Annotated in this window: 27 protein-coding genes; 26 read left to right on the forward strand and 1 reads right to left on the reverse strand. The window is 63.4% G+C overall.

Annotation, left to right across the window (positions count from 1 at the left end; translation table 11 throughout):
• Positions 1-121: 121 nt before the first annotated feature.
• On the reverse strand, positions 122-634 hold the full coding sequence (locus tag GR702_RS22685) for a helix-turn-helix domain-containing protein (RefSeq protein WP_337192611.1): 513 nt from the start codon (positions 632-634) through the stop codon (positions 122-124).
• Between the two features lie 1040 nt (positions 635-1674).
• On the opposite strand from GR702_RS22685, the gene rpsL reads away from it, so the two are divergent.
• From rpsL to rplO, 26 genes are all read left to right on the forward strand, one after another.
• Positions 1675-2046 carry a 30S ribosomal protein S12 gene (gene rpsL / locus GR702_RS14215; RefSeq protein WP_007682177.1) on the forward strand — a complete coding sequence of 124 codons (372 nt, stop codon included), beginning with the start codon at positions 1675-1677 and terminating at the stop codon, positions 2044-2046.
• 90 nt (positions 2047-2136) lie between these two features.
• Positions 2137-2607 (forward strand): 30S ribosomal protein S7, encoded by a 471-nt coding sequence (rpsG, locus tag GR702_RS14220; protein WP_160986568.1) that lies wholly within the window; start codon positions 2137-2139, stop codon positions 2605-2607.
• Between the two features lie 117 nt (positions 2608-2724).
• Complete coding sequence (gene fusA, locus GR702_RS14225; RefSeq protein ID WP_160986569.1) at positions 2725-4809, forward strand: elongation factor G; 2085 nt, start codon at positions 2725-2727, stop codon at positions 4807-4809.
• Positions 4810-4901: 92 nt separating this feature from the next.
• The gene (tuf, locus tag GR702_RS14230) at positions 4902-6092 is read left to right on the forward strand and encodes an elongation factor Tu (protein WP_160986570.1); all 1191 of its coding nucleotides are present in this window, start codon (positions 4902-4904) and stop codon (positions 6090-6092) included.
• 193 nt (positions 6093-6285) lie between these two features.
• Complete coding sequence (gene rpsJ / locus GR702_RS14235) at positions 6286-6597, forward strand: 30S ribosomal protein S10 (protein WP_007011873.1); 312 nt, start codon at positions 6286-6288, stop codon at positions 6595-6597.
• Positions 6598-6925: 328 nt separating this feature from the next.
• A complete protein-coding gene (gene rplC, locus GR702_RS14240; protein ID WP_160986571.1) occupies positions 6926-7681 on the forward strand; it encodes a 50S ribosomal protein L3 in 756 nt (251 codons plus the stop codon).
• Positions 7682-7684: 3 nt separating this feature from the next.
• Positions 7685-8311, forward strand: a complete 627-nt coding sequence (gene rplD / locus GR702_RS14245) for a 50S ribosomal protein L4 (protein ID WP_160986572.1) — start codon at positions 7685-7687, stop codon at positions 8309-8311.
• Positions 8304-8612, forward strand: coding sequence for a 50S ribosomal protein L23 (locus GR702_RS14250; protein ID WP_160986573.1), 309 nt, complete (start codon positions 8304-8306; stop codon positions 8610-8612). Before rplD ends, GR702_RS14250 begins: the two co-directional genes overlap by 8 nt.
• Before the next feature lie 5 nt (positions 8613-8617).
• Positions 8618-9454: a 50S ribosomal protein L2 gene (rplB, locus tag GR702_RS14255; protein ID WP_160986574.1), complete on the forward strand. Its 837-nt coding sequence runs from the start codon at positions 8618-8620 to the stop codon at positions 9452-9454.
• A gap of 6 nt (positions 9455-9460) precedes the next feature.
• Entirely contained in the window at positions 9461-9742 is a 282-nt protein-coding gene (gene rpsS, locus GR702_RS14260) for a 30S ribosomal protein S19 (protein ID WP_008828234.1), read from the forward strand.
• The gene (rplV, locus tag GR702_RS14265) at positions 9739-10116 is read left to right on the forward strand and encodes a 50S ribosomal protein L22 (protein WP_160986575.1); all 378 of its coding nucleotides are present in this window, start codon (positions 9739-9741) and stop codon (positions 10114-10116) included. Before rpsS ends, rplV begins: the two co-directional genes overlap by 4 nt.
• Positions 10117-10119: 3 nt before the next feature.
• Positions 10120-10815 carry a 30S ribosomal protein S3 gene (rpsC, locus tag GR702_RS14270; RefSeq protein WP_160986576.1) on the forward strand — a complete coding sequence of 232 codons (696 nt, stop codon included), beginning with the start codon at positions 10120-10122 and terminating at the stop codon, positions 10813-10815.
• Positions 10816-10835: 20 nt separating this feature from the next.
• Positions 10836-11270: a 50S ribosomal protein L16 gene (rplP, locus tag GR702_RS14275; protein ID WP_160986577.1), complete on the forward strand. Its 435-nt coding sequence runs from the start codon at positions 10836-10838 to the stop codon at positions 11268-11270.
• An 11-nt stretch (positions 11271-11281) separates the two neighbouring features.
• Positions 11282-11488, forward strand: coding sequence for a 50S ribosomal protein L29 (gene rpmC / locus GR702_RS14280; RefSeq protein ID WP_160986578.1), 207 nt, complete (start codon positions 11282-11284; stop codon positions 11486-11488).
• 12 nt (positions 11489-11500) lie between these two features.
• The gene (rpsQ, locus tag GR702_RS14285) at positions 11501-11770 is read left to right on the forward strand and encodes a 30S ribosomal protein S17 (protein WP_160986579.1); all 270 of its coding nucleotides are present in this window, start codon (positions 11501-11503) and stop codon (positions 11768-11770) included.
• A 196-nt stretch (positions 11771-11966) separates the two neighbouring features.
• Entirely contained in the window at positions 11967-12335 is a 369-nt protein-coding gene (gene rplN / locus GR702_RS14290; protein ID WP_132386851.1) for a 50S ribosomal protein L14, read from the forward strand.
• Entirely contained in the window at positions 12335-12652 is a 318-nt protein-coding gene (rplX, locus tag GR702_RS14295; protein ID WP_160986580.1) for a 50S ribosomal protein L24, read from the forward strand. Before rplN ends, rplX begins: the two co-directional genes overlap by 1 nt.
• Positions 12645-13226, forward strand: coding sequence for a 50S ribosomal protein L5 (gene rplE, locus GR702_RS14300; RefSeq protein WP_160986581.1), 582 nt, complete (start codon positions 12645-12647; stop codon positions 13224-13226). Before rplX ends, rplE begins: the two co-directional genes overlap by 8 nt.
• 26 nt (positions 13227-13252) lie before the next feature.
• On the forward strand, positions 13253-13558 hold the full coding sequence (gene rpsN, locus GR702_RS14305) for a 30S ribosomal protein S14 (protein ID WP_160986582.1): 306 nt from the start codon (positions 13253-13255) through the stop codon (positions 13556-13558).
• A gap of 12 nt (positions 13559-13570) precedes the next feature.
• The gene (gene rpsH, locus GR702_RS14310; protein ID WP_160986583.1) at positions 13571-13966 is read left to right on the forward strand and encodes a 30S ribosomal protein S8; all 396 of its coding nucleotides are present in this window, start codon (positions 13571-13573) and stop codon (positions 13964-13966) included.
• Positions 13966-14499, forward strand: a complete 534-nt coding sequence (rplF, locus tag GR702_RS14315; protein ID WP_160986584.1) for a 50S ribosomal protein L6 — start codon at positions 13966-13968, stop codon at positions 14497-14499. The genes rpsH and rplF overlap by 1 nt, the downstream gene beginning before the upstream one ends.
• Positions 14499-14837: a 50S ribosomal protein L18 gene (rplR, locus tag GR702_RS14320; RefSeq protein ID WP_160986585.1), complete on the forward strand. Its 339-nt coding sequence runs from the start codon at positions 14499-14501 to the stop codon at positions 14835-14837. Before rplF ends, rplR begins: the two co-directional genes overlap by 1 nt.
• Positions 14838-14839: 2 nt before the next feature.
• On the forward strand, positions 14840-15574 hold the full coding sequence (rpsE, locus tag GR702_RS14325; RefSeq protein ID WP_160986586.1) for a 30S ribosomal protein S5: 735 nt from the start codon (positions 14840-14842) through the stop codon (positions 15572-15574).
• 5 nt (positions 15575-15579) lie between these two features.
• Positions 15580-15756, forward strand: coding sequence for a 50S ribosomal protein L30 (rpmD, locus tag GR702_RS14330; protein WP_160986587.1), 177 nt, complete (start codon positions 15580-15582; stop codon positions 15754-15756).
• Between the two features lie 187 nt (positions 15757-15943).
• Positions 15944-17143, forward strand: coding sequence for an ankyrin repeat domain-containing protein (locus GR702_RS14335; RefSeq protein ID WP_160986588.1), 1200 nt, complete (start codon positions 15944-15946; stop codon positions 17141-17143).
• Between the two features lie 101 nt (positions 17144-17244).
• Positions 17245-17724, forward strand: a complete 480-nt coding sequence (rplO, locus tag GR702_RS14340; RefSeq protein ID WP_160986589.1) for a 50S ribosomal protein L15 — start codon at positions 17245-17247, stop codon at positions 17722-17724.
• Positions 17725-17905: the final 181 nt, after the last annotated feature.

The following is a 17905-nucleotide window of genomic DNA, read 5'->3' on the forward strand; positions in this document are numbered from 1 at the left end:
CTGACCACGACACGATCAGATCCGCCTGCACATCACCATCACGTCGCATCGCCATCGTCGCTGACCGCCTTCTTTCCGTATCCAGGCTGAATCAGATCACACCGACTTCGTCAACGCGCTGTTAGGCTTTGTCACGTTCAGCCGGACGAAGGTTTTCTAGAAGCTGCAAAACCTTCTCAGCTATGATTAGCTGTCCTCTCCGTGCAATGGGTTGTCCTTCTATCTCTTCGGCAAAGAAGAGAAGTTGAGACATTTTAATGTCCATTGCCTCGCTGTAAGCCGCCAAAAGGTCCATACTTACGGACTTGTTGGCGTTCTCGATGTCCGAAACCAAGGATTGTGCAACCCCGAGCTTAGCAGCCATCTCAGCTTGCGAGTACCGACAATACAAACGAAGCAATCGCAGTGCTTCATTAATTGTAGGTCGTTTCGTCATATCATTTCTCTCAGGTACGCGGGCTGTCCCGAGGTCACCGCCTATTCGTGATGCTTTGATAAAAGCGCCAGAAAGGAAACCACCCGGCCAACCGCGATAACTACCTTCGCAAGAAGGAGCCATTTTGATGGGGCGGGCGGCTGGTGCCGCTGCGTGCGAGGGTCTTTGTTGCTCATTTGGCGCTCCTTGTTCGGCCACACCGATCCAACTGATCGGCGCCCGTCGGCACAGGTAGGAGCTATGTTCCGGAGCGCTTTTACCTCGGGCATGCCGCGTCCGGTCCCGGACGGGCGCGGCTCGCCGCCCCCCCCCTCGAGACACAGGTCATGGTTGAGAGGACAATCCTCTCACAGGGCTTGTTCTCGCCCCAGCTTCTGACGGGTTCAGTGTGAGCTACCATCGCCAAACCTAGCTAGAGGCCAACCGAGAATGCCGCAAGATCGCTTATCACCAGTGGAGATAATGTGCCATTATGACGCGGTTTTTAGCGAAGTCGAAGGTCTGTGCGGGTCGCCCGCTGCCCCGCGAGATACAATTTGGCAGGATTCTCAATCCGCTAAATACGGTATGTGCTGTACCGACGATGAGTTATAGATCGACCTTGTAGCTGAATGTCGCGACCAGTTGCGAGGTGGATGGCGGTCTTTGGATCGTGCCGCCCCGAAGCGCCATTTGGATACCTGGCCGAGCGCCACAGAGGCTAATCAGCGCCCGCGGCAGCTTTCAGGATCGGCACTTGCTGCTTCAAATGACCGAGTTGGGCGCAAAGCTGCCAACGCGCCTCAATCCTTGACCCAGCCCCGCCAATCCCCTACAGGCGCGCATCCCTCGCGGGTCTGCTCGCGGTGGACGACATAGAGCTGAACATTGCCATTCCGGCGGTTTTATCAGGGTTTGCAGCGGTTTCGCCGCTGTCGGTCTTGCGGGACAGGTTCCTTCCTCCGATTCGGGGAAGGGCGGTCGGGTGGCAGAGTAATCCGGTTGCGCCTTGCGCCGGGTGGAGTGTTTTTCGGCTCACGCCTGCGGCCTTCGAATGGCTCGCGCAGGACCCTGGCGGTCCCGGTCCTTGCCGGTGATCGCGGTTCGCGCATTCCTTCGCTCCTCCGGCGTGACCCTTCTTCACACTCTTCCTTTCGCAGGCATGGCCGGGCCCGGTATCCAAAGCCGGGGTGCGATCGGTCCGCGTCGATCTCGTTCGGCGCGCATCCATCGCACTCCCATTTGAAAGAAGAGTATAGATGCCCACTATCAACCAGCTGATCCGCAAGGGTCGCGAGCCGCAGAAGGCCAAGTCGAAGGTCCCTGCGATGGAGCAGAACCCGCAGAAGCGCGGCGTCTGCACCCGCGTGTACACCACGACCCCGAAGAAGCCGAACTCGGCTCTCCGCAAGGTCGCCAAGGTGCGCCTGACCAACAGCCGCGAAGTCATCTCGTACATCCCGGGTGAAGGCCACAACCTGCAGGAGCACTCGGTCGTGCTCATCCGCGGCGGCCGCGTCCGCGACCTTCCCGGCGTTCGCTACCACATCCTTCGCGGCGTGCTCGACACGCAGGGCGTCAAGGATCGCAAGCAGAGCCGCTCGAAATACGGCGCCAAGCGTCCGAAGTAAGTCGCTGGCGGCGTGAAGAACGCCGCGCGATACGGATTTACCGGACGGTGAGCGCCAGGCGCCCGGCCGAAAGAACAAGGAATACCAACGATGTCACGTCGTCGTCGTCCCGAGAAGCGGGAAATCCTGCCCGATCCCAAGTTCGGAGATCTCATCCTGTCGAAGTTCATGAACAACCTCATGTACGACGGCAAGAAGTCGGTCGCCGAAGCGATCGTCTACGGCGCCATGGAAACCATGGAAGCCCGCGCTAAGACCGATCCGGTCCAGCTGTTCCACGACGCGCTGAACAACGTGAAGCCGCAGATCGAAGTGCGCTCGCGCCGTGTCGGCGGTGCGACCTACCAGGTCCCCGTGGAAGTGCGTCCCGAGCGCTCGCAGGCTCTCGCCATCCGCTGGCTGATCGGCGCGGCGCGCAACCGTCCCGAGACCACCATGGCCGCGCGCCTCTCGGGCGAGCTGCTCGATGCCGCCAACAACCGCGGCAACGCGGTCAAGAAGCGCGAAGACACGCACCGCATGGCGGACGCGAACCGCGCCTTCTCGCACTACCGCTGGTAATGCACGGTGTTGCGCCCGGGTGAACTGGTCATCCGGGCGTCACACTTTTATTTCAGGGGGCAAGGTCTTATCTGAAGGCCGCTTTCCGCTCCCGAAACCCTCGCTAAGGATTCTCCCATGGCACGCAGCCATCCGCTGAATATGTACCGCAACATCGGTATTATGGCGCACATCGACGCTGGCAAGACCACGACGACCGAGCGCATCCTCTACTACACCGGCAAGTCCTACAAGATCGGCGAAGTGCACGACGGCGCTGCGACCATGGACTGGATGGAGCAGGAGCAGGAACGCGGCATCACCATCACCTCGGCAGCGACCACCTGCTTCTGGACTTCCGAGGGCCAGGAATACCGCATCAACATCATCGACACCCCCGGGCACGTCGACTTCACCATCGAAGTCGAGCGTTCGCTGCGCGTGCTCGACGGTGCGGTTGCATGCTTCGACGGCGTTGCCGGCGTTGAGCCGCAGTCGGAAACCGTGTGGCGTCAGGCCGACAAGTACGGCGTGCCGCGCATGTGCTTCATCAACAAGCTCGACCGCACCGGCGCGAACTTCAAGTACTGCGTGCAGTCGATCATCGACCGCCTCGGTGCGACGCCTGCCGTGCTCTACATCCCGATCGGCCTCGAAGCCGACCTGAAGGGCCTGGTCGACCTCGTCCACAACCGCGCGATCGTCTGGAAGGACGAGTCGCTGGGCGCCGAGTTCTTTTACGAGGAAATCCCGGCCGATCTGGCTGACGAAGCCGCCGAGTACCGCACCAAGCTCATCGAGCTCGCCGTCGAGCAGGACGACGAGGCGATGGAAGCGTACCTCGAAGGCAACGAGCCCGACGTCGACACCCTCAAGGCGCTGATCCGCAAGGGCACGCTGGGCCACGCCTTCGTTCCGGTCGTCTGCGGCTCGGCGTTTAAGAACAAGGGCGTGCAGCCCTTGCTCGACGCCGTCGTCGATTACCTGCCTTCGCCGCTCGACATCGAAGACGTCCAGGGTGTCAAGGTCGATTCCGACGAGCCCGACAGCCGTCCGCCGGAAGACAGCGCACCGTTCTCGGCGCTTGCCTTCAAGGTCATGAACGACCCGTTCGTGGGCTCGCTCACCTTCTGCCGCATCTATTCGGGTACCCTTTCCAAGGGTTCGTACCTGAACTCGGTGAAGGGCAAGAAGGAGAAGGTCGGCCGCATCCTCGAGATGCACGCCAACGACCGCAAGGACATCGAAGAGGCTTACGCCGGCGACATCGTCGCGCTGGCCGGCATGAAGGAAACCACCACGGGCGACACGCTCTGCGCTGAAAAGGCGCCGATCGTGCTCGAGCGCATGGAGTTCCCCGAGCCGGTCATCGAGCTCTCGGTCGAACCGAAGACTAAGGCCGACCAGGAGAAGATGGGCGTTGCGCTCAATCGTCTCTCGGCCGAGGATCCCTCGTTCCGCGTCACCACCGACCACGAGTCGGGCCAGACCATCATCAAGGGCATGGGCGAGCTTCACCTCGACATCATTGTCGATCGCATGCGCCGCGAGTTCAAGGTTGAGGCCAACGTCGGTGCGCCGCAGGTGGCTTACCGCGAGTACCTGGGCAAGCCGGTCGACATCGACTACACCCACAAGAAGCAGTCGGGCGGTACGGGTCAGTTCGGCCGCGTGAAGGTCAAGGTCACGCCGGGTGAGCGCGGTTCGGGCATCACCTTCAAGGACGAGATCAAGGGCGGTAACATTCCGAAGGAATATATCCCCGCGATCGAGAAGGGCATGCGTGAGACGGCAGCCTCGGGCTCGCTCGTCGGCTTTCCGATCATCGACTTCGACATCACCCTGTATGACGGTTCGTACCACGACGTCGACTCGTCCGCCCTGGCGTTCGAAATCGCCGGCCGCGGTGCGATGCGCGAAGTGGCGCAGAAGGCAGGCATTAAGCTGCTCGAGCCGATCATGAAGGTCGAGGTCGTGACCCCGGAAGAGTTCATGGGCGACGTCATCGGCGACCTCAACTCGCGTCGTGGCCAGATCCAGGGCACCGACAGCCGTGGCAACGCGCAGGTCGTGGAGGCCAATGTGCCGCTCGCGAACATGTTCGGCTACGTGAACACGCTGCGTTCGTTCACCCAGGGTCGTGCGCAGTACACCATGATCTTCTCGCACTACGACGAGGTTCCGGCCAACGTCGCCGCGGAAGTCAAGGAGAAGCTTGCCTGACGGCAGGATTGGTTCTAGGGGCGGCGCCTGCATCCGCGGGCTCCGCTCCGATACCCGCAGATTCGAAATCAAGACGAAAGAAGGTTTGAAAGATGGCCAAGGCTAAATTTGAGCGGAACAAGCCGCACTGCAACATCGGCACCATCGGTCACGTCGACCACGGCAAGACCACCCTGACCGCCGCGATCACCAAGGTGATGGCCGAGGCGTTCGGCGGTGAAGCCGTTGACTTCGCCAACATCGACAAGGCTCCCGAAGAGCGCGAGCGCGGCATCACCATCTCGACCGCGCACGTCGAGTACGAGACCGACGCACGTCACTACGCGCACGTCGACTGCCCGGGCCACGCCGACTACGTGAAGAACATGATCACCGGTGCTGCCCAGATGGACGGCGCGATCCTGGTCGTGAACGCTGCTGACGGCCCGATGCCGCAGACCCGCGAGCACATCCTGCTGGCTCGCCAGGTCGGCGTTCCGGCTCTGGTCGTGTACATGAACAAGGTCGACCAGGTCGATGACGAGGAGCTCCTCGAGCTCGTCGAACTGGAAGTGCGCGAGCTGCTCTCGTCGTACGACTTCGACGGCGACAACATTCCGATCGTCAAGGGTTCGGCTCTGGCCGCTCTCGAAGGTCGCGACGACAACATCGGCAAGGAATCGATCCTCGCTCTGATGAAGGCCGTCGACGACTTCATCCCGCAGCCCCCGCGCCCGACCGACAAGCCCTTCCTGATGCCCGTCGAGGACGTGTTCTCGATCTCGGGTCGTGGTACGGTCGTCACCGGCCGCGTCGAGACCGGTATCGTCAAGGTCGGCGAGGAAGTGGAAGTCGTCGGTATCCGCGACACGCAGAAGACCACCGTCACCGGCGTCGAAATGTTCCGCAAGCTGCTCGACCAGGGTGAAGCAGGCGACAACATCGGCGCGCTGGTCCGCGGCCTGAAGCGCGACGACGTCGAGCGTGGCCAGGTTCTCGCCAAGCCGGGCACCGTGACCCCGCACACCGAGTTCTCGGCAGAAGTCTACGTCCTGTCGAAGGACGAGGGTGGCCGTCACACGCCGTTCTTCGCGAACTACCGTCCGCAGTTCTACTTCCGCACCACCGACGTGACCGGCGAAGTGATCCTTCCCGAGGGCACCGAGATGGTGATGCCGGGCGACAACGTGACCATCTCGGTCAAGCTGATCGCTCCGATTGCCATGGACGAAGGTCTGCGCTTCGCAATCCGCGAAGGCGGCCGCACCGTCGGTTCGGGCGTTGTTGCCACGATCACGAAGTAATTCGCTGATCGTCGGCTTCGGCTGAAAGTGATCGGCCCGGGCTCCTCCAGGAGCCCGGGCCTTTCGCGTTTAATGAGCGGTGCCGCAGTTTTCCTGAAACTACCCCTTGCCCGACTCGTTGGCACGGTGTAGGGGCGCGGCTCGAATTTGACGGGACTTCGGTCCTTTGGCTCTTTCTCATCGGTAGTAGGTAATGGAAGCTCAGAACATCCGTATCCGCCTGAAGGCGTTCGACCATCGCGTGCTCGACCAGGCCACTGGCGAAATCGCCGACACGGCCCGCCGCACCGGCGCTCTGATCCGGGGCCCCATTCCTCTGCCGACGAAGATCGAGAAGTTCACGGTCAACCGTGGTCCGCACATCGACAAGAAGTCGCGTGAGCAGTTCGAAGTCCGCACCTACAAGCGCCTGCTTGACATCGTGCAGCCGAACGCCGCTACCGTCGACGCTCTGATGAAGCTGGACCTCGCGGCCGGCGTGAACGTCGAGATCAAGCTGGCCTGAGCCGGTTTCAGGGGTGGCCTGAGAAGGTCGCCCCGCTGGTCCTTTCCGATCGGACCTTAAACGATCGAGGCTTTTTCTTGTCGGCTCCTAAAGCCGGCTTTGCGGGGAGAAACCCGCAGAGACAGCGCCCCGAAGGGAAACCGGAGGGGACACAAGGGATACCTTCGGCATGGCCTACGGGAAATGCCGGGAATGCGTCCCCCGTCTCGTTTCCGCGGCCCATGTGGGTTCGCAGGGGACACCTGACCCGGACGGGGTACGTATCACACACAGGGTTGGACATGCGTGCGGGGAAGGTCCTGCGTACGCCTCTGTAAGGAGTAAGGTCATGCGTACCGGCGTGATCGCAAAGAAAGTCGGGATGACCCGCCTGTTCCAGGAGGACGGTCGCCATGTGCCCGTCACTGTCCTGGCCCTGGAGGATTGCCAGGTGGTTTCGGTTCGCACCGCAGATCGTGACGGTTACGTCGCGGTTCAGCTCGGTGCAGGCGAAGCCAAGCAGAAGAACGTCGCCAAGCCGCAGCGCGAGCACTTCGCCAAGGCTCAGGTTCCCCTCAAGATGCGCGTCGCGGAATTCCGCGTCGCCGACGACGCCCTCCTCGAGGTTGGCGCCACGATCGCAGCCTCGCACTTCGTGCCCGGCCAGCTGGTCGACGTGGGCGGCCACACGCAGGGCAAGGGCTTCCAGGGCGCGATGAAGCGCTGGGGCTTCGGCGGTATGCGCGCCACTCACGGCGTCTCGATCTCGCACCGTGCACACGGTTCGACGGGTAACCGCCAGGATCCGGGCAAGGTCTTCAAGAACAAGAAGATGGCCGGCCACATGGGCGACCGCCAGCGCACCCAGCAGAACCTCGAAGTCGTCCGCGTGGACGACGAGCGTGGCCTGATCTTCGTGAAGGGCTCGGTCCCGGGCTCGAAGAACGCCTGGCTCACCGTTTCGGACGCCGTCAAGGTCGACCGTCACGCCGAGGCTCCGTACCCGGCAGGGCTCAAGGCTGCTGCCAACACCAATGAACCGGCCGCTGCCGAGACCCCCGCAGACGTGGCGGCTCCCGAGGCGACCGAAGGCCAGGAGGGCTAAGTCGTGAAGGTTCAGGTCCTCAACATCGATGGTTCGGCCGGCAACGGCGACATCGAGCTTTCGGACGACGTGTTCGGCCTCGAGCCGCGCGCGGACATCCTGCACCGCGTCGTCACCTGGCAGCTCGAGAACCGTCGCGGCATCGCCCGTGCGACCCGCGAGCGTTCGGAAGTTGCCCGCACGGGCAAGAAGTTCGGTCGCCAGAAGGGCGGCGGCACGGCTCGCCACGGCGACCGCGCAGCTCCGGTCTTCATCGGCGGTGGTAAGGCTCACGGTGCCCGTCGCCGCGAGTTCAACGTCTCGCTGAACAAGAAGATCCGCGCACTCGGTCTGAAGATGGCTCTCTCGGCCAAGGCCCAGAACGGTCTCGTGATCGTCGACTCGCTTGACGTCGCCGATGCCAAGACCAAGGCGCTTGCCGGTCAGCTCGCCAAGGCGAACTTCGGCAAGAAGGTTCTCGTCATGGACGGTGAGCAGGTCAACGAGGGCTTCGCGCTCGCGGCCCGCAACATCATCGGCGTCAACGTGCTTCCTGCTGTCGGCGCCAATGTCTACGACATCCTGAAGCATGATACGCTGGTGCTGACGCGCGCCGCTGTCGAGAAGCTGGAGGCGCGTTTCAATGGCTAAGACCGTGGACATCCGTCATTACGACGTGATCCTGTCGCCGCACATCACCGAGAAGTCGACTCTCCTTTCGGAGCACAATGCAGTCGTCTTCAAGGTTGCCGACAAGGCGACCAAGCCCGAGATCAAGGCCGCCGTCGAGGCGCTCTTCGATGTCAAGGTGACCGGCGTGAACACGCTCGTGACCAAGGGCAAGACCAAGCGCTGGCGCGGTAAGGCTTACCGTCGCAGCGACGTGAAGAAGGCGATTGTCACGCTGGCCGAAGGCCAGTCGATCGACGTCACCGAAGGCGTGCGGGGTTAATTCCGATGGCACTCAAGAACTACAACCCGACCAGCCCGGCACGCCGTGGCCTGGTCCTCGTCGACAAGTCGTCGCTCTGGAAGGGCAAGCCCGTCAAGGCGCTGACCGAAGGCAAGAGCAAGACCGGCGGCCGTAACAACAAGGGTCATGTGACCTCGCGCGGCATCGCCGGCGGTCACAAGCAGAAGTACCGCTTCATCGACTTCAAGCGTCGTAAGTGGGACATGGAAGCGACCGTCGAGCGGATCGAGTACGATCCCAATCGCACGGCCTTCATTGCTCTGGTGAAGTACACCGACGGCGAGCTGACCTACATCATCGCGCCGCAGCGTCTGGCCGTCGGCGACGTGATCGTCGCAGGCGAGAAGACCGACGTGAAGCCGGGCAACGCCATGTTGCTCGCGCAGATGCCGGTCGGCACGATCTGCCACAACGTCGAGATGAAGCCCGGCAAGGGCGGCCAGATCGCGCGTTCGGCAGGCACCTACGTGCAGGTCGTCGGCCGCGACCGCGGCATGGTCATCGTTCGTCTGAACTCGGGCGAGCAGCGCTACCTGCGTGGTGACTGCATGGGCACGGTTGGCGCGGTCTCGAACCCCGACAACTCGAACCAGACCCTCGCGAAGGCCGGCCGCAAGCGCTGGCTGGGCCGTCGTCCGCTGACCCGCGGTGTCGCCAAGAACCCGGTCGACCACCCGCACGGCGGTGGTGAAGGCCGTACCTCGGGCGGCCGTCACCCGGTCACTCCGTGGGGCAAGCCGACCAAGGGTGCGCGCACCCGCAACAACAAGCAGACGGACAAGCTCATCATCCGTTCGCGTCACGCCAAGAAGAAGAGGTAAGTCACGATGGCACGTTCCGTCTGGAAAGGCCCCTTCGTCGACCTCTACCTTCTCAAGAAGGCCGAAGTCGCGCAGGATGCCGGCAGCCGCGCTGGTCCGATCAAGACCTGGTCGCGTCGCTCCACCATTCTCCCGCAGTTCGTTGGTCTGACCTTCCAGGTCTACAACGGGCACAAGTTCATCCCCGTTGCGGTCAACGAGGACATGGTCGGTCACAAGCTGGGTGAGTTCGCTCCCACCCGCTCGTTCCCGGGTCATGCCGCCGACAAGAAGGGCAAGCGCAAGTGAGCAAGCCAGCAGCACCCCGTCGCGTAGGTGACAAGGAGGCTCTCGCGGTCAACACGAACATTCGTGGTTCGGCCCAGAAGCTCAACCTGGTCGCTGCCCTGATCCGTGGCCGCCGCGCCGAAGACGCGATGAACATCCTCGCGTTCTCGACCAAGGCGATGGCCGTGGATGCCCGCAAGGTGCTCGCCTCGGCGATCGCCAACGCGGAGAACAACCACAACCTCGACGTCGACGCTCTCGTCGTCGCCGAGGCGTCGGTCGGCAAGTCGATCACCATGAAGCGTTTCCACGCTCGTGGCCGCGGCAAGTCCACCCGCATCCTCAAGCCGTTTTCGCGCCTGCGGATCGTCGTTCGCGAAGTCGAGGAGGCCTGATCCATGGGTCATAAGAGCAATCCGATCGGTCTGCGCCTGCAGATCAACCGTACCTGGGACAGCCGCTGGTTCGCGGAAGGCCGGGACTACGGCAAGCTGCTTGAGGAAGACCTCAAGATCCGCAAGTCGATCATGGAGAGCCTGCCGCAGGCTGCGATCTCCAAGGTCGTCATCGAGCGTCCGGCCAAGCTGTGCCGCATCTCGATCTACGCGGCCCGTCCCGGTGTGATCATCGGCAAGAAGGGTGCGGACATCGAGAAGCTGCGCAAGCAGCTGTCGTCGATGACCTCGAGCGAGGTGAAGCTGAACATCGTCGAGATCCGCAAGCCGGAAGTCGACGCCAAGCTCATCGCCCAGGGCATCGCGGACCAGCTGATCCGCCGCGTGGCGTTCCGCCGTGCGATGAAGCGCGCGATGCAGTCCGCCATCCGTCTTGGCGCCGAGGGCATCAAGATCATGTGCGGCGGTCGTCTCGGCGGCGCCGAGATCGCCCGCGTCGAGCAGTACCGTGAAGGCCGCGTGCCGCTTCACACGCTGCGTGCGAACATCGACTACGCTGAAGCCGAGGCGCTGACCGCGTACGGCATCATCGGCATCAAGGTCTGGGTCTTCAAGGGTGAGATCCTGGGCCACGACCCGACGGCGCAGGACCGACTGATGATGGAGGCTCAGACCTCCGGCGTCCGTCCGGCCCGTTGAGCCCAGGATAGAGAAGCACCATGCTGCAACCGAAAAAGACCAAGTTCCGCAAGGCCTTCAAGGGCCGGATCAAGGGCGATGCCAAGGGTGGCACCGACCTGAACTTCGGCTCGTATGGCCTCAAGGCCATGGAGCCCGAGCGGATCACCGCCCGCCAGATCGAAGCGGCTCGCCGCGCGATCACGCGTCACATCAAGCGCCAGGGCCGCCTCTGGATCCGCGTCTTCCCCGACGTGCCGGTTTCGAAGAAGCCTGCAGAAGTCCGTCAGGGCAAGGGCAAGGGTTCGGTCGAATACTGGGCGGCCCGCGTTAAGCCCGGCCGCATCCTGTTCGAGCTCGACGGCGTTGCCGGTCCGCTCGCGGCCGAGGCCTTCAGCCGCGCTGCGATGAAGCTGCCGATCAAGACCAAGGTCGTTGCCCGTCTCGGCGACACCTCGCACCTTGGCGCCGAGTAAGGAAGTCCATCATGGCAAACAAGATCGAGGACCTTCGCGCCAAGACCGACGACCAGCTCACCGCTGATCTGGTCGATCTGAAGCGCGAGCAGTTCAACCTGCGTTTCCAGGCCGCCACGAGCCAGCTCGAGGCCCCGGCACGTATCAAGGAAGTCCGTCGCGACATCGCCCGCATCAAGACGCTCCAGGCCGAGCGTTCCGCCGCGGCGAAGGCGTAAGGAGAAGCAACGATGCCCAAGCGTATTCTGACCGGGACCGTCGTCTCCGACAAGACGGACAAGACCGTGACCGTGCTCGTCGAGCGCAAGGTGAAGCACCCCCTCTACGGGAAGATCATCCGCCGCTCGAAGAAGTACCACGCTCACGACGAGGAAAACGTCTTCAAGACCGGCGAGCGTGTCCGGATCGAGGAGACCGCTCCCTACTCGAAGACCAAGACCTGGAAGGTTCTTGACCGTCTTCAGGCGAGCAAGGGTACGGCGTTCGAGGCCGAGGTCTGAGACCCCGGTCGAGATCGGGGCCGGGGGCTGATGTCTCCGGCTCTGGCCTTGCCTGACACGAGTGTTGACCTTCGCGGGTGAATGCGGCAAAGGGCCGCCTTCGCCCGCGCAGGGCGACTCGGGCCTCTTCGGGGGCCTGTATTTTTAGGAACTGCCGGACTGGTTCCGGCAAGCCAGATGAGAAGGACCCGGATCGATGATCCAGATGCAATCCAATCTCGACGTGGCGGACAACAGCGGCGCGAAGCGCGTCCAGTGCATCAAGGTGCTGGGTGGCTCGAAGCGTCGGTTCGCAGGCGTCGGCGACATCATCGTGGTGTCGGTGAAGGAAGCGCAGCCCCGTGCCCGCGTCAAGAAGGGCGACGTGCATCGCGCCGTGATCGTGCGTACCCGCAAGGACGTACGTCGTGCCGATGGCAGCGTCATCCGCTTCGACGGCAACGCCGCCGTGCTGATCAACAAGAACGAGGAGCCGATCGGCACCCGTATCTTCGGCCCCGTCGTGCGCGAGCTGCGCGGCAAGGGTTTCATGAAGATCATCTCGCTCGCTCCGGAGGTGCTGTAATGGCTGCCGCGAAGATCAAGAAGGGTGATGCCGTCGTCGTCCTGTCCGGCAAGGACAAGGGCCGCACCGGCACCGTGCTCCAGGTCCTTCCCAAGGACGGCAAGGTCGTGGTCGAGGGCGTGAACGTCGCCACCAAGCACCGCAAGCCGACCCAGGCGAACCCGCAGGGCGGCATCGACCGCGTTGCCGCGCCGATGGCGATCAGCAAGGTCGCCGTGGCGGACAAGGACGGCAAGCCCACCCGCGTGCGCTTTGAAACCAAGGACGGCAAGAAGGTCCGCGTGGCCGTGAAGTCCGGGGAGACGATCGATGGCTGAGCAGTACACTCCGCGTCTGCGCTCGAAGTACGACGCCGAAATCGCGAAGGCTATGACCGAGAAGTTCGGTTACAAGAACGTGATGGAAGTTCCCAAGATCGAGAAGATCACGCTCAACATGGGCGTCGGCGAGGCGAGCCAGGACAAGAAGAAGGTCCAGACCGCCGCTGCCGAGATGGAAGCCATCGCCGGCCAGAAGCCCGTCATCACCAAGGCCCGCAAGTCGATCGCGCAGTTCAAGCTGCGTGAAGGCATGCCGATCGGCTGCAAGGTGACGCTCCGTCGCGAGCGCATGTACGAGTTCCTCGACCGTCTCGTGACGATCGCGATGCCCCGCATCCGCGACTTCCGTGGCCTCAATCCCAAGTCGTTCGACGGCCGTGGCAACTACGCCATGGGCCTGAAGGAGCAGATCATCTTCCCGGAGATCAGCTACGACAAGATCGACAAGGTACGTGGCATGGATATCATCGTCACCACCACCGCGAAGACCGACGAGGAAGCGCGCGAGCTGCTGCGCCTGTTCGGTTTCCCGTTCCCGGCTGAAGAGTCGGAACAGAAGGAAGCGGCGTGAGCCGCTGAGGAAGAGAGCTTAAGTCCATGGCGAAACTGAGTTCCGTGAACAAGAACGAGCGTCGCAAGAAGCTCGTGAAGAAGTACGCAGGCAAGTACGAGCGCCTCAAGGCGGTCGCTGCCGACGAGTCGCTCGAAGAAACCGAGCGCCTTATCGCTCGCCTGAAGCTGGCGGAGATCCCGCGCAACGCCAATCCCACCCGGATTCGCAACCGTTGCGCGACGACCGGCCGTCCGCGTGGTTACTACCGCAAGTTCGGCCTTTGCCGCATCGAGCTGCGTGATCTTGCCAACAAGGGCATGATCCCCGGCGTGACGAAGTCGAGCTGGTAAGGGTTAGAAGCAATGGCATTGACCGATCCCCTGGGTGATATGCTCACCCGCATCCGCAACGGCCAGCAGGCGAAGAAGGACTCCGTCCTGTCGCCGGCCTCGAAGCTGCGTGCGCGCGTCCTGGAAGTGCTTCAGCGCGAGGGCTACATCCGTGGCTTCTCCGACGACGCCACCGGTGCGCACCCGCAGCTTCGCATCGAGCTCAAGTACTTCGAGGGCGAACCCGCCATCAAGCACATCGCTCGCGTCTCCAAGCCGGGCCGCCGCGTCTACTCGGGTTCCAAGGAACTTCCGATCGTGCGCAACGGCCTTGGCATCACCATCGTCTCGACGCCCCGCGGCGTGCTTTCGGATGCCGAAGCCCGCACGCAGAACGTCGGCGGCGAAGTGCTGGCGGAGGTCTTCTGATGAGCCGCATCGGTAAGAAGCCGGTCGCGATCCCTGGCGGGGTCACGGCCAAGATCGAGAACGGCGTCCTGTCCGTAAAGGGTCCCAAGGGCACCCTGACCATGGGTCTGTCCGACCAGGTCACCTACTCCGTCGACGAGGCAACCGTCGCCGTGCAGCCGATCAACCAGTCGAAGCAGGCCCGCAGCCACTGGGGCATGCAGCGCACTCTCGTGTCGAACCTGATGGAAGGCGTGACCAACGGCTTCACCAAGGTCCTCGACATCAAGGGCGTCGGCTACCGTGCGACGGCTCAGGGCAAGAACCTGAAGCTGCAGCTCGGCTACTCGCATGACGTTGACATCGCCGTGCCGGAAGGCATCGAGATCAAGACCCCGGACAACACGACGGTCGAGATTTCGGGCATCGACAAGCAGAAGGTCGGCCAGATCGCGGCCGAGATCCGTCGCTGGCGCAAGCCCGAGCCTTACAAGGGCAAGGGTATCGCGTATCGTGGCGAGTTCATCTTCCGTAAGGAAGGGAAGAAGAAGTAATGGCAAAGCTGTCTCTCTTCGCACGCCGCGCTCGCCGCGTACGCACTGCGCTCAAGGCCCGCTCGGGCGGCCGTCCGCGTCTGTCGGTGCATCGCACCGGCCGTCACATCTACGCGCAGATCATCGACGATGCACAGGGCCGCACGGTCGCCGCAGCCAACACGCTGGGCGCCAAGGGCACTGACATCGATGCCGCCACCCGCGTTGGCAAGGAACTCGCCGAGGCCGCCAAGAACGCTGGCATCACCTCGGTCGTGTTCGATCGCGGCGGCTTCCTGTACCACGGTCGCGTCAAGGCGCTGGCCGAAGCCGCCCGTGAAGGCGGGCTGGAGTTCTGATCATGGCAGACGAAATCAACAACGAACAGCCCATCGCGGCTGACGCGCCCCAGGGCGGCGTTCCGCACGACGGCGGCGGTCGCGAAGGCGGTCGTGGTCGTGGCGGCCGTGGCCGTGGTGGCAACGACCGCGGCGAACGTGGTGGCCGTGGCGGTCGCCGTGACGATCGCCGTGGCGGTCCGCGCAACGAGGAAGAGCAGGGCGAGGAGCTCATCGAGAAGCTCGTCCACATCAACCGCGTTTCGAAGACCGTGAAGGGCGGCAAGCGCTTCGGCTTCGCAGCTCTGGTCGTCGTCGGTGACGGCAAGGGTCGCGTTGGCTTCGGTCACTCGAAGGCTCGCGAAGTGCCGGAAGCGATCACCAAGGCGACTGCTTCGGCCAAGAAGAAGATGATCCGCGTCGCGCTGAAGGAGGGTCGCACCCTCCATCACGACGGCAAGGGCCACTTCGGCGCAGGCAAGGTGAACGTGCGCACGGCTCCGGCCGGTACGGGCATCATCGCCGGTGGTCCGATGCGTGCCGTGTTCGAGAGCCTGGGCGTCGCCGACGTCGTGACCAAGTCGGTCGGCACTTCGAACCCGTACAACATGATCCGCGCCACCTTCGACGCGCTGACCAACCAGACTTCGCCGAAGTCGGTCGCGCAGCGTCGTGGCAAGAAGATCGCGGACCTGCTCGGCCGCGGTGGTGCTTCCGAAGTGGAGGCCGAGGCCGCCGCAGAAGCCATCGTGGAGTAAGCGACATGGCCAAGATCAAGATCCAGCAGATCGGCTCGCCGATCCGTCGTCCCGAGAGCCAGAAGAAGATCCTCATCGGTCTGGGCCTTGGCAAGATGCACCGCATCGTGGAGCGTGAAGACACTCCCGAAGTGCGTGGCGCCATTGCCAAGCTGCCGCACATGGTGAAGATCGTCGACTGATCCTTCTTAGGGATCGGCAGCGATGCCGGACAGGGCCTCGGTGGAAACACCGGGGCCTTTTCCGTTTGAAGCAGCGCGATCTAAGGGGGTGCACAAGGGCTTCCCACCGTCGGTCGCTGTGCTATTCGCGGGCAGTTCCCCCCCGGGTCTAGGTCTGGGAACGCACATTTACATCCGAGGACTTTTCTTGAACCGCAAGCGACTACTGGCAGCCTCGTGTCTGACCCTGGCAGTGCTCGGGGTTGCGGCCTGCACGCAGGGTAAGCCGGAAGGCGATGTTCTGGTCGAGGGGACGTCGGTTTCCGCGTGCAACGATGGCCGGGCGGACACCACGTTTCTCGCCGCCATGCGGGAGAGCGACGCAGCCGTGCGCAAGGGCCTGGCGGAAGGCAGCGCCAACGCCGTGGCGGAGGCAAACAAGGCGCTCGATGCTGGCGACTTCAGGCTCGTGGGAGCGACCACGGCAACAGGCATTTCCACTGAACCCTACGGTGTGCAATGCCGGGTGCTGGGAGGGCTTTCTCCCTGGAGCATCCGCGCAATCGCCTTCGTTGCCGATGAGGCGGCAGCCCCCGGGAAGGTCGTGCCTGACGACACGGTGACGGGATTCGGGCGGCGGTACAACGCCGCGATGCTGGCAGACCCCCGCTATCCTTATGGCGACGTCTGCCGTGCTCTCGACAAGGCGGGACCGATGCCCGCGCTGCCCGACAACCAGGACGCCGGGATCGAGCAGCCCTACGGCTTTGCGGAACTTGGCACGGCGCGAATGGCGCACGGGCTGGGTGCGGCGGCCCGGCGGGGATCGGTGTCCGACATCGGGGTGCTGATCGAGCGTGAGAGGCAGGCCGTGAACACGCCTGACCTGTTCGGGCTTACGCCGCTCGCCTGGGCCGTTGCCTATCATCGCTGGCCCGCCGCCGAAGCGCTGCTGCGTGCCAAGGCAAGCCCGACAGGCGCAACCTGCCAGTCGGTGATCGACCGCGAATCGCCCCTGCAGGTGGCGCGTATCATGCGCTGGTACGGGATGATCCGACGCATGCGGCCGCTCGTTACCGAGGACGAGTTTGCGGCGCTGCGCCAGAAACCGAGATGGGACGATGCGAGCCTTTCAGAATTCAATCATGCTCTCACCGAGTTGAAGGAGCGCTATCGGGCGATCCTGCGCCGGCAGAATTTCTCTCGCCACGACCTCCTGTTCCAGGTGGACGAGCAGGGCAACACGACCGAATGCCGCATGGAGCCTGCCTCCGTTTCGCCGGGCTTCGACAAGGAACTGTGCGGTCTGGCGGTGGAAATCGTACGCTGGACGCCGGCTCGCGACGCCTTTGGCACTCGCGTGCCGGAGAGCGCGCGGCTTCTGGTGGGCTTTGGCGGCGGAAACTGAATTTCCGGGCGGTCGCCGATTCCATGCGTGACATTGCGGCCACGTTCGTCTAACGGCGCCGCTTCCTATCAGCGCGACAAAAGCGAAAGCGAGTGCAAGACATGAAACTGAATGACATCCGCGACAACTCCGGCGCCCGTCACCGCCGTATCCGCGTCGGACGCGGCATCGGCTCGGGCAAGGGCAAGACTGCCGGTCGCGGCCAGAAGGGCGCCAAGGCACGTTCCGGCGTCTCGATCAACGGCTTCGAAGGCGGCCAGATGCCGCTTCACATGCGTCTTCCCAAGCGCGGCTTCTCGAACAAGAAGTTCGCCAAGGACTACGCGGAAGTGAACCTCGGCCTCGTTCAGAAGGCCATTGAGGCCGGCAAGCTCGACGCTGCTGGCGTCATCGACCATTCGGCCCTGAAGGCTGCTGGTCTTGCCCGTGGCGGCAAGGACGGCGTGCGCCTGCTGGGCAAGGGTGAACTGACCGCCAAGGTGACTTTCAACGTCGCCGGCGCATCGGGCGGTGCAGTCGCCGCCGTCGAGAAGGCCGGTGGCTCGGTCATTCTTCCCGCAAAGGAAGAAGCTGCGGCCTGAGGCCGGGCGACAGTTCCAAGCCAAACGGAGAGGGCGGGCGCCAGGCGCTTCGCCCTCTCTTGCTATCGGAGCCGGCTTCTCGCCGCGCACCCAGTGGTGCCCGCGTGACACATGGGCGCCCAATTCGGAACGCGAAGGCCTTTCAGACATCGCTGCAATGTCTATATGGCCAGTTTCCTTC

Origin of the sequence: Novosphingobium silvae (assembly GCF_009856825.1) — a bacterium.
GTDB lineage: Bacteria > Pseudomonadota > Alphaproteobacteria > Sphingomonadales > Sphingomonadaceae > Novosphingobium > Novosphingobium silvae.

Coding starts and splice junctions, on each gene's coding strand:
- rpsL (WP_007682177.1), top strand. CDS start 1,675: ATGCCCACTATCAACCAGCTGATCCGCAAGGGTCGCGAGCCGCAGAAG.
- rpsG (WP_160986568.1), top strand. CDS start 2,137: ATGTCACGTCGTCGTCGTCCCGAGAAGCGGGAAATCCTGCCCGATCCC.
- fusA (WP_160986569.1), top strand. CDS start 2,725: ATGGCACGCAGCCATCCGCTGAATATGTACCGCAACATCGGTATTATG.
- tuf (WP_160986570.1), top strand. CDS start 4,902: ATGGCCAAGGCTAAATTTGAGCGGAACAAGCCGCACTGCAACATCGGC.
- rpsJ (WP_007011873.1), top strand. CDS start 6,286: ATGGAAGCTCAGAACATCCGTATCCGCCTGAAGGCGTTCGACCATCGC.
- rplC (WP_160986571.1), top strand. CDS start 6,926: ATGCGTACCGGCGTGATCGCAAAGAAAGTCGGGATGACCCGCCTGTTC.
- GR702_RS14250 (WP_160986573.1), top strand. CDS start 8,304: ATGGCTAAGACCGTGGACATCCGTCATTACGACGTGATCCTGTCGCCG.
- rplB (WP_160986574.1), top strand. CDS start 8,618: ATGGCACTCAAGAACTACAACCCGACCAGCCCGGCACGCCGTGGCCTG.
- rpsS (WP_008828234.1), top strand. CDS start 9,461: ATGGCACGTTCCGTCTGGAAAGGCCCCTTCGTCGACCTCTACCTTCTC.
- rpsC (WP_160986576.1), top strand. CDS start 10,120: ATGGGTCATAAGAGCAATCCGATCGGTCTGCGCCTGCAGATCAACCGT.
- rplP (WP_160986577.1), top strand. CDS start 10,836: ATGCTGCAACCGAAAAAGACCAAGTTCCGCAAGGCCTTCAAGGGCCGG.
- rpmC (WP_160986578.1), top strand. CDS start 11,282: ATGGCAAACAAGATCGAGGACCTTCGCGCCAAGACCGACGACCAGCTC.
- rpsQ (WP_160986579.1), top strand. CDS start 11,501: ATGCCCAAGCGTATTCTGACCGGGACCGTCGTCTCCGACAAGACGGAC.
- rplN (WP_132386851.1), top strand. CDS start 11,967: ATGATCCAGATGCAATCCAATCTCGACGTGGCGGACAACAGCGGCGCG.
- rplX (WP_160986580.1), top strand. CDS start 12,335: ATGGCTGCCGCGAAGATCAAGAAGGGTGATGCCGTCGTCGTCCTGTCC.
- rplE (WP_160986581.1), top strand. CDS start 12,645: ATGGCTGAGCAGTACACTCCGCGTCTGCGCTCGAAGTACGACGCCGAA.
- rpsN (WP_160986582.1), top strand. CDS start 13,253: ATGGCGAAACTGAGTTCCGTGAACAAGAACGAGCGTCGCAAGAAGCTC.
- rpsH (WP_160986583.1), top strand. CDS start 13,571: ATGGCATTGACCGATCCCCTGGGTGATATGCTCACCCGCATCCGCAAC.
- rplF (WP_160986584.1), top strand. CDS start 13,966: ATGAGCCGCATCGGTAAGAAGCCGGTCGCGATCCCTGGCGGGGTCACG.
- rplR (WP_160986585.1), top strand. CDS start 14,499: ATGGCAAAGCTGTCTCTCTTCGCACGCCGCGCTCGCCGCGTACGCACT.
- rpsE (WP_160986586.1), top strand. CDS start 14,840: ATGGCAGACGAAATCAACAACGAACAGCCCATCGCGGCTGACGCGCCC.
- rpmD (WP_160986587.1), top strand. CDS start 15,580: ATGGCCAAGATCAAGATCCAGCAGATCGGCTCGCCGATCCGTCGTCCC.
- rplO (WP_160986589.1), top strand. CDS start 17,245: ATGAAACTGAATGACATCCGCGACAACTCCGGCGCCCGTCACCGCCGT.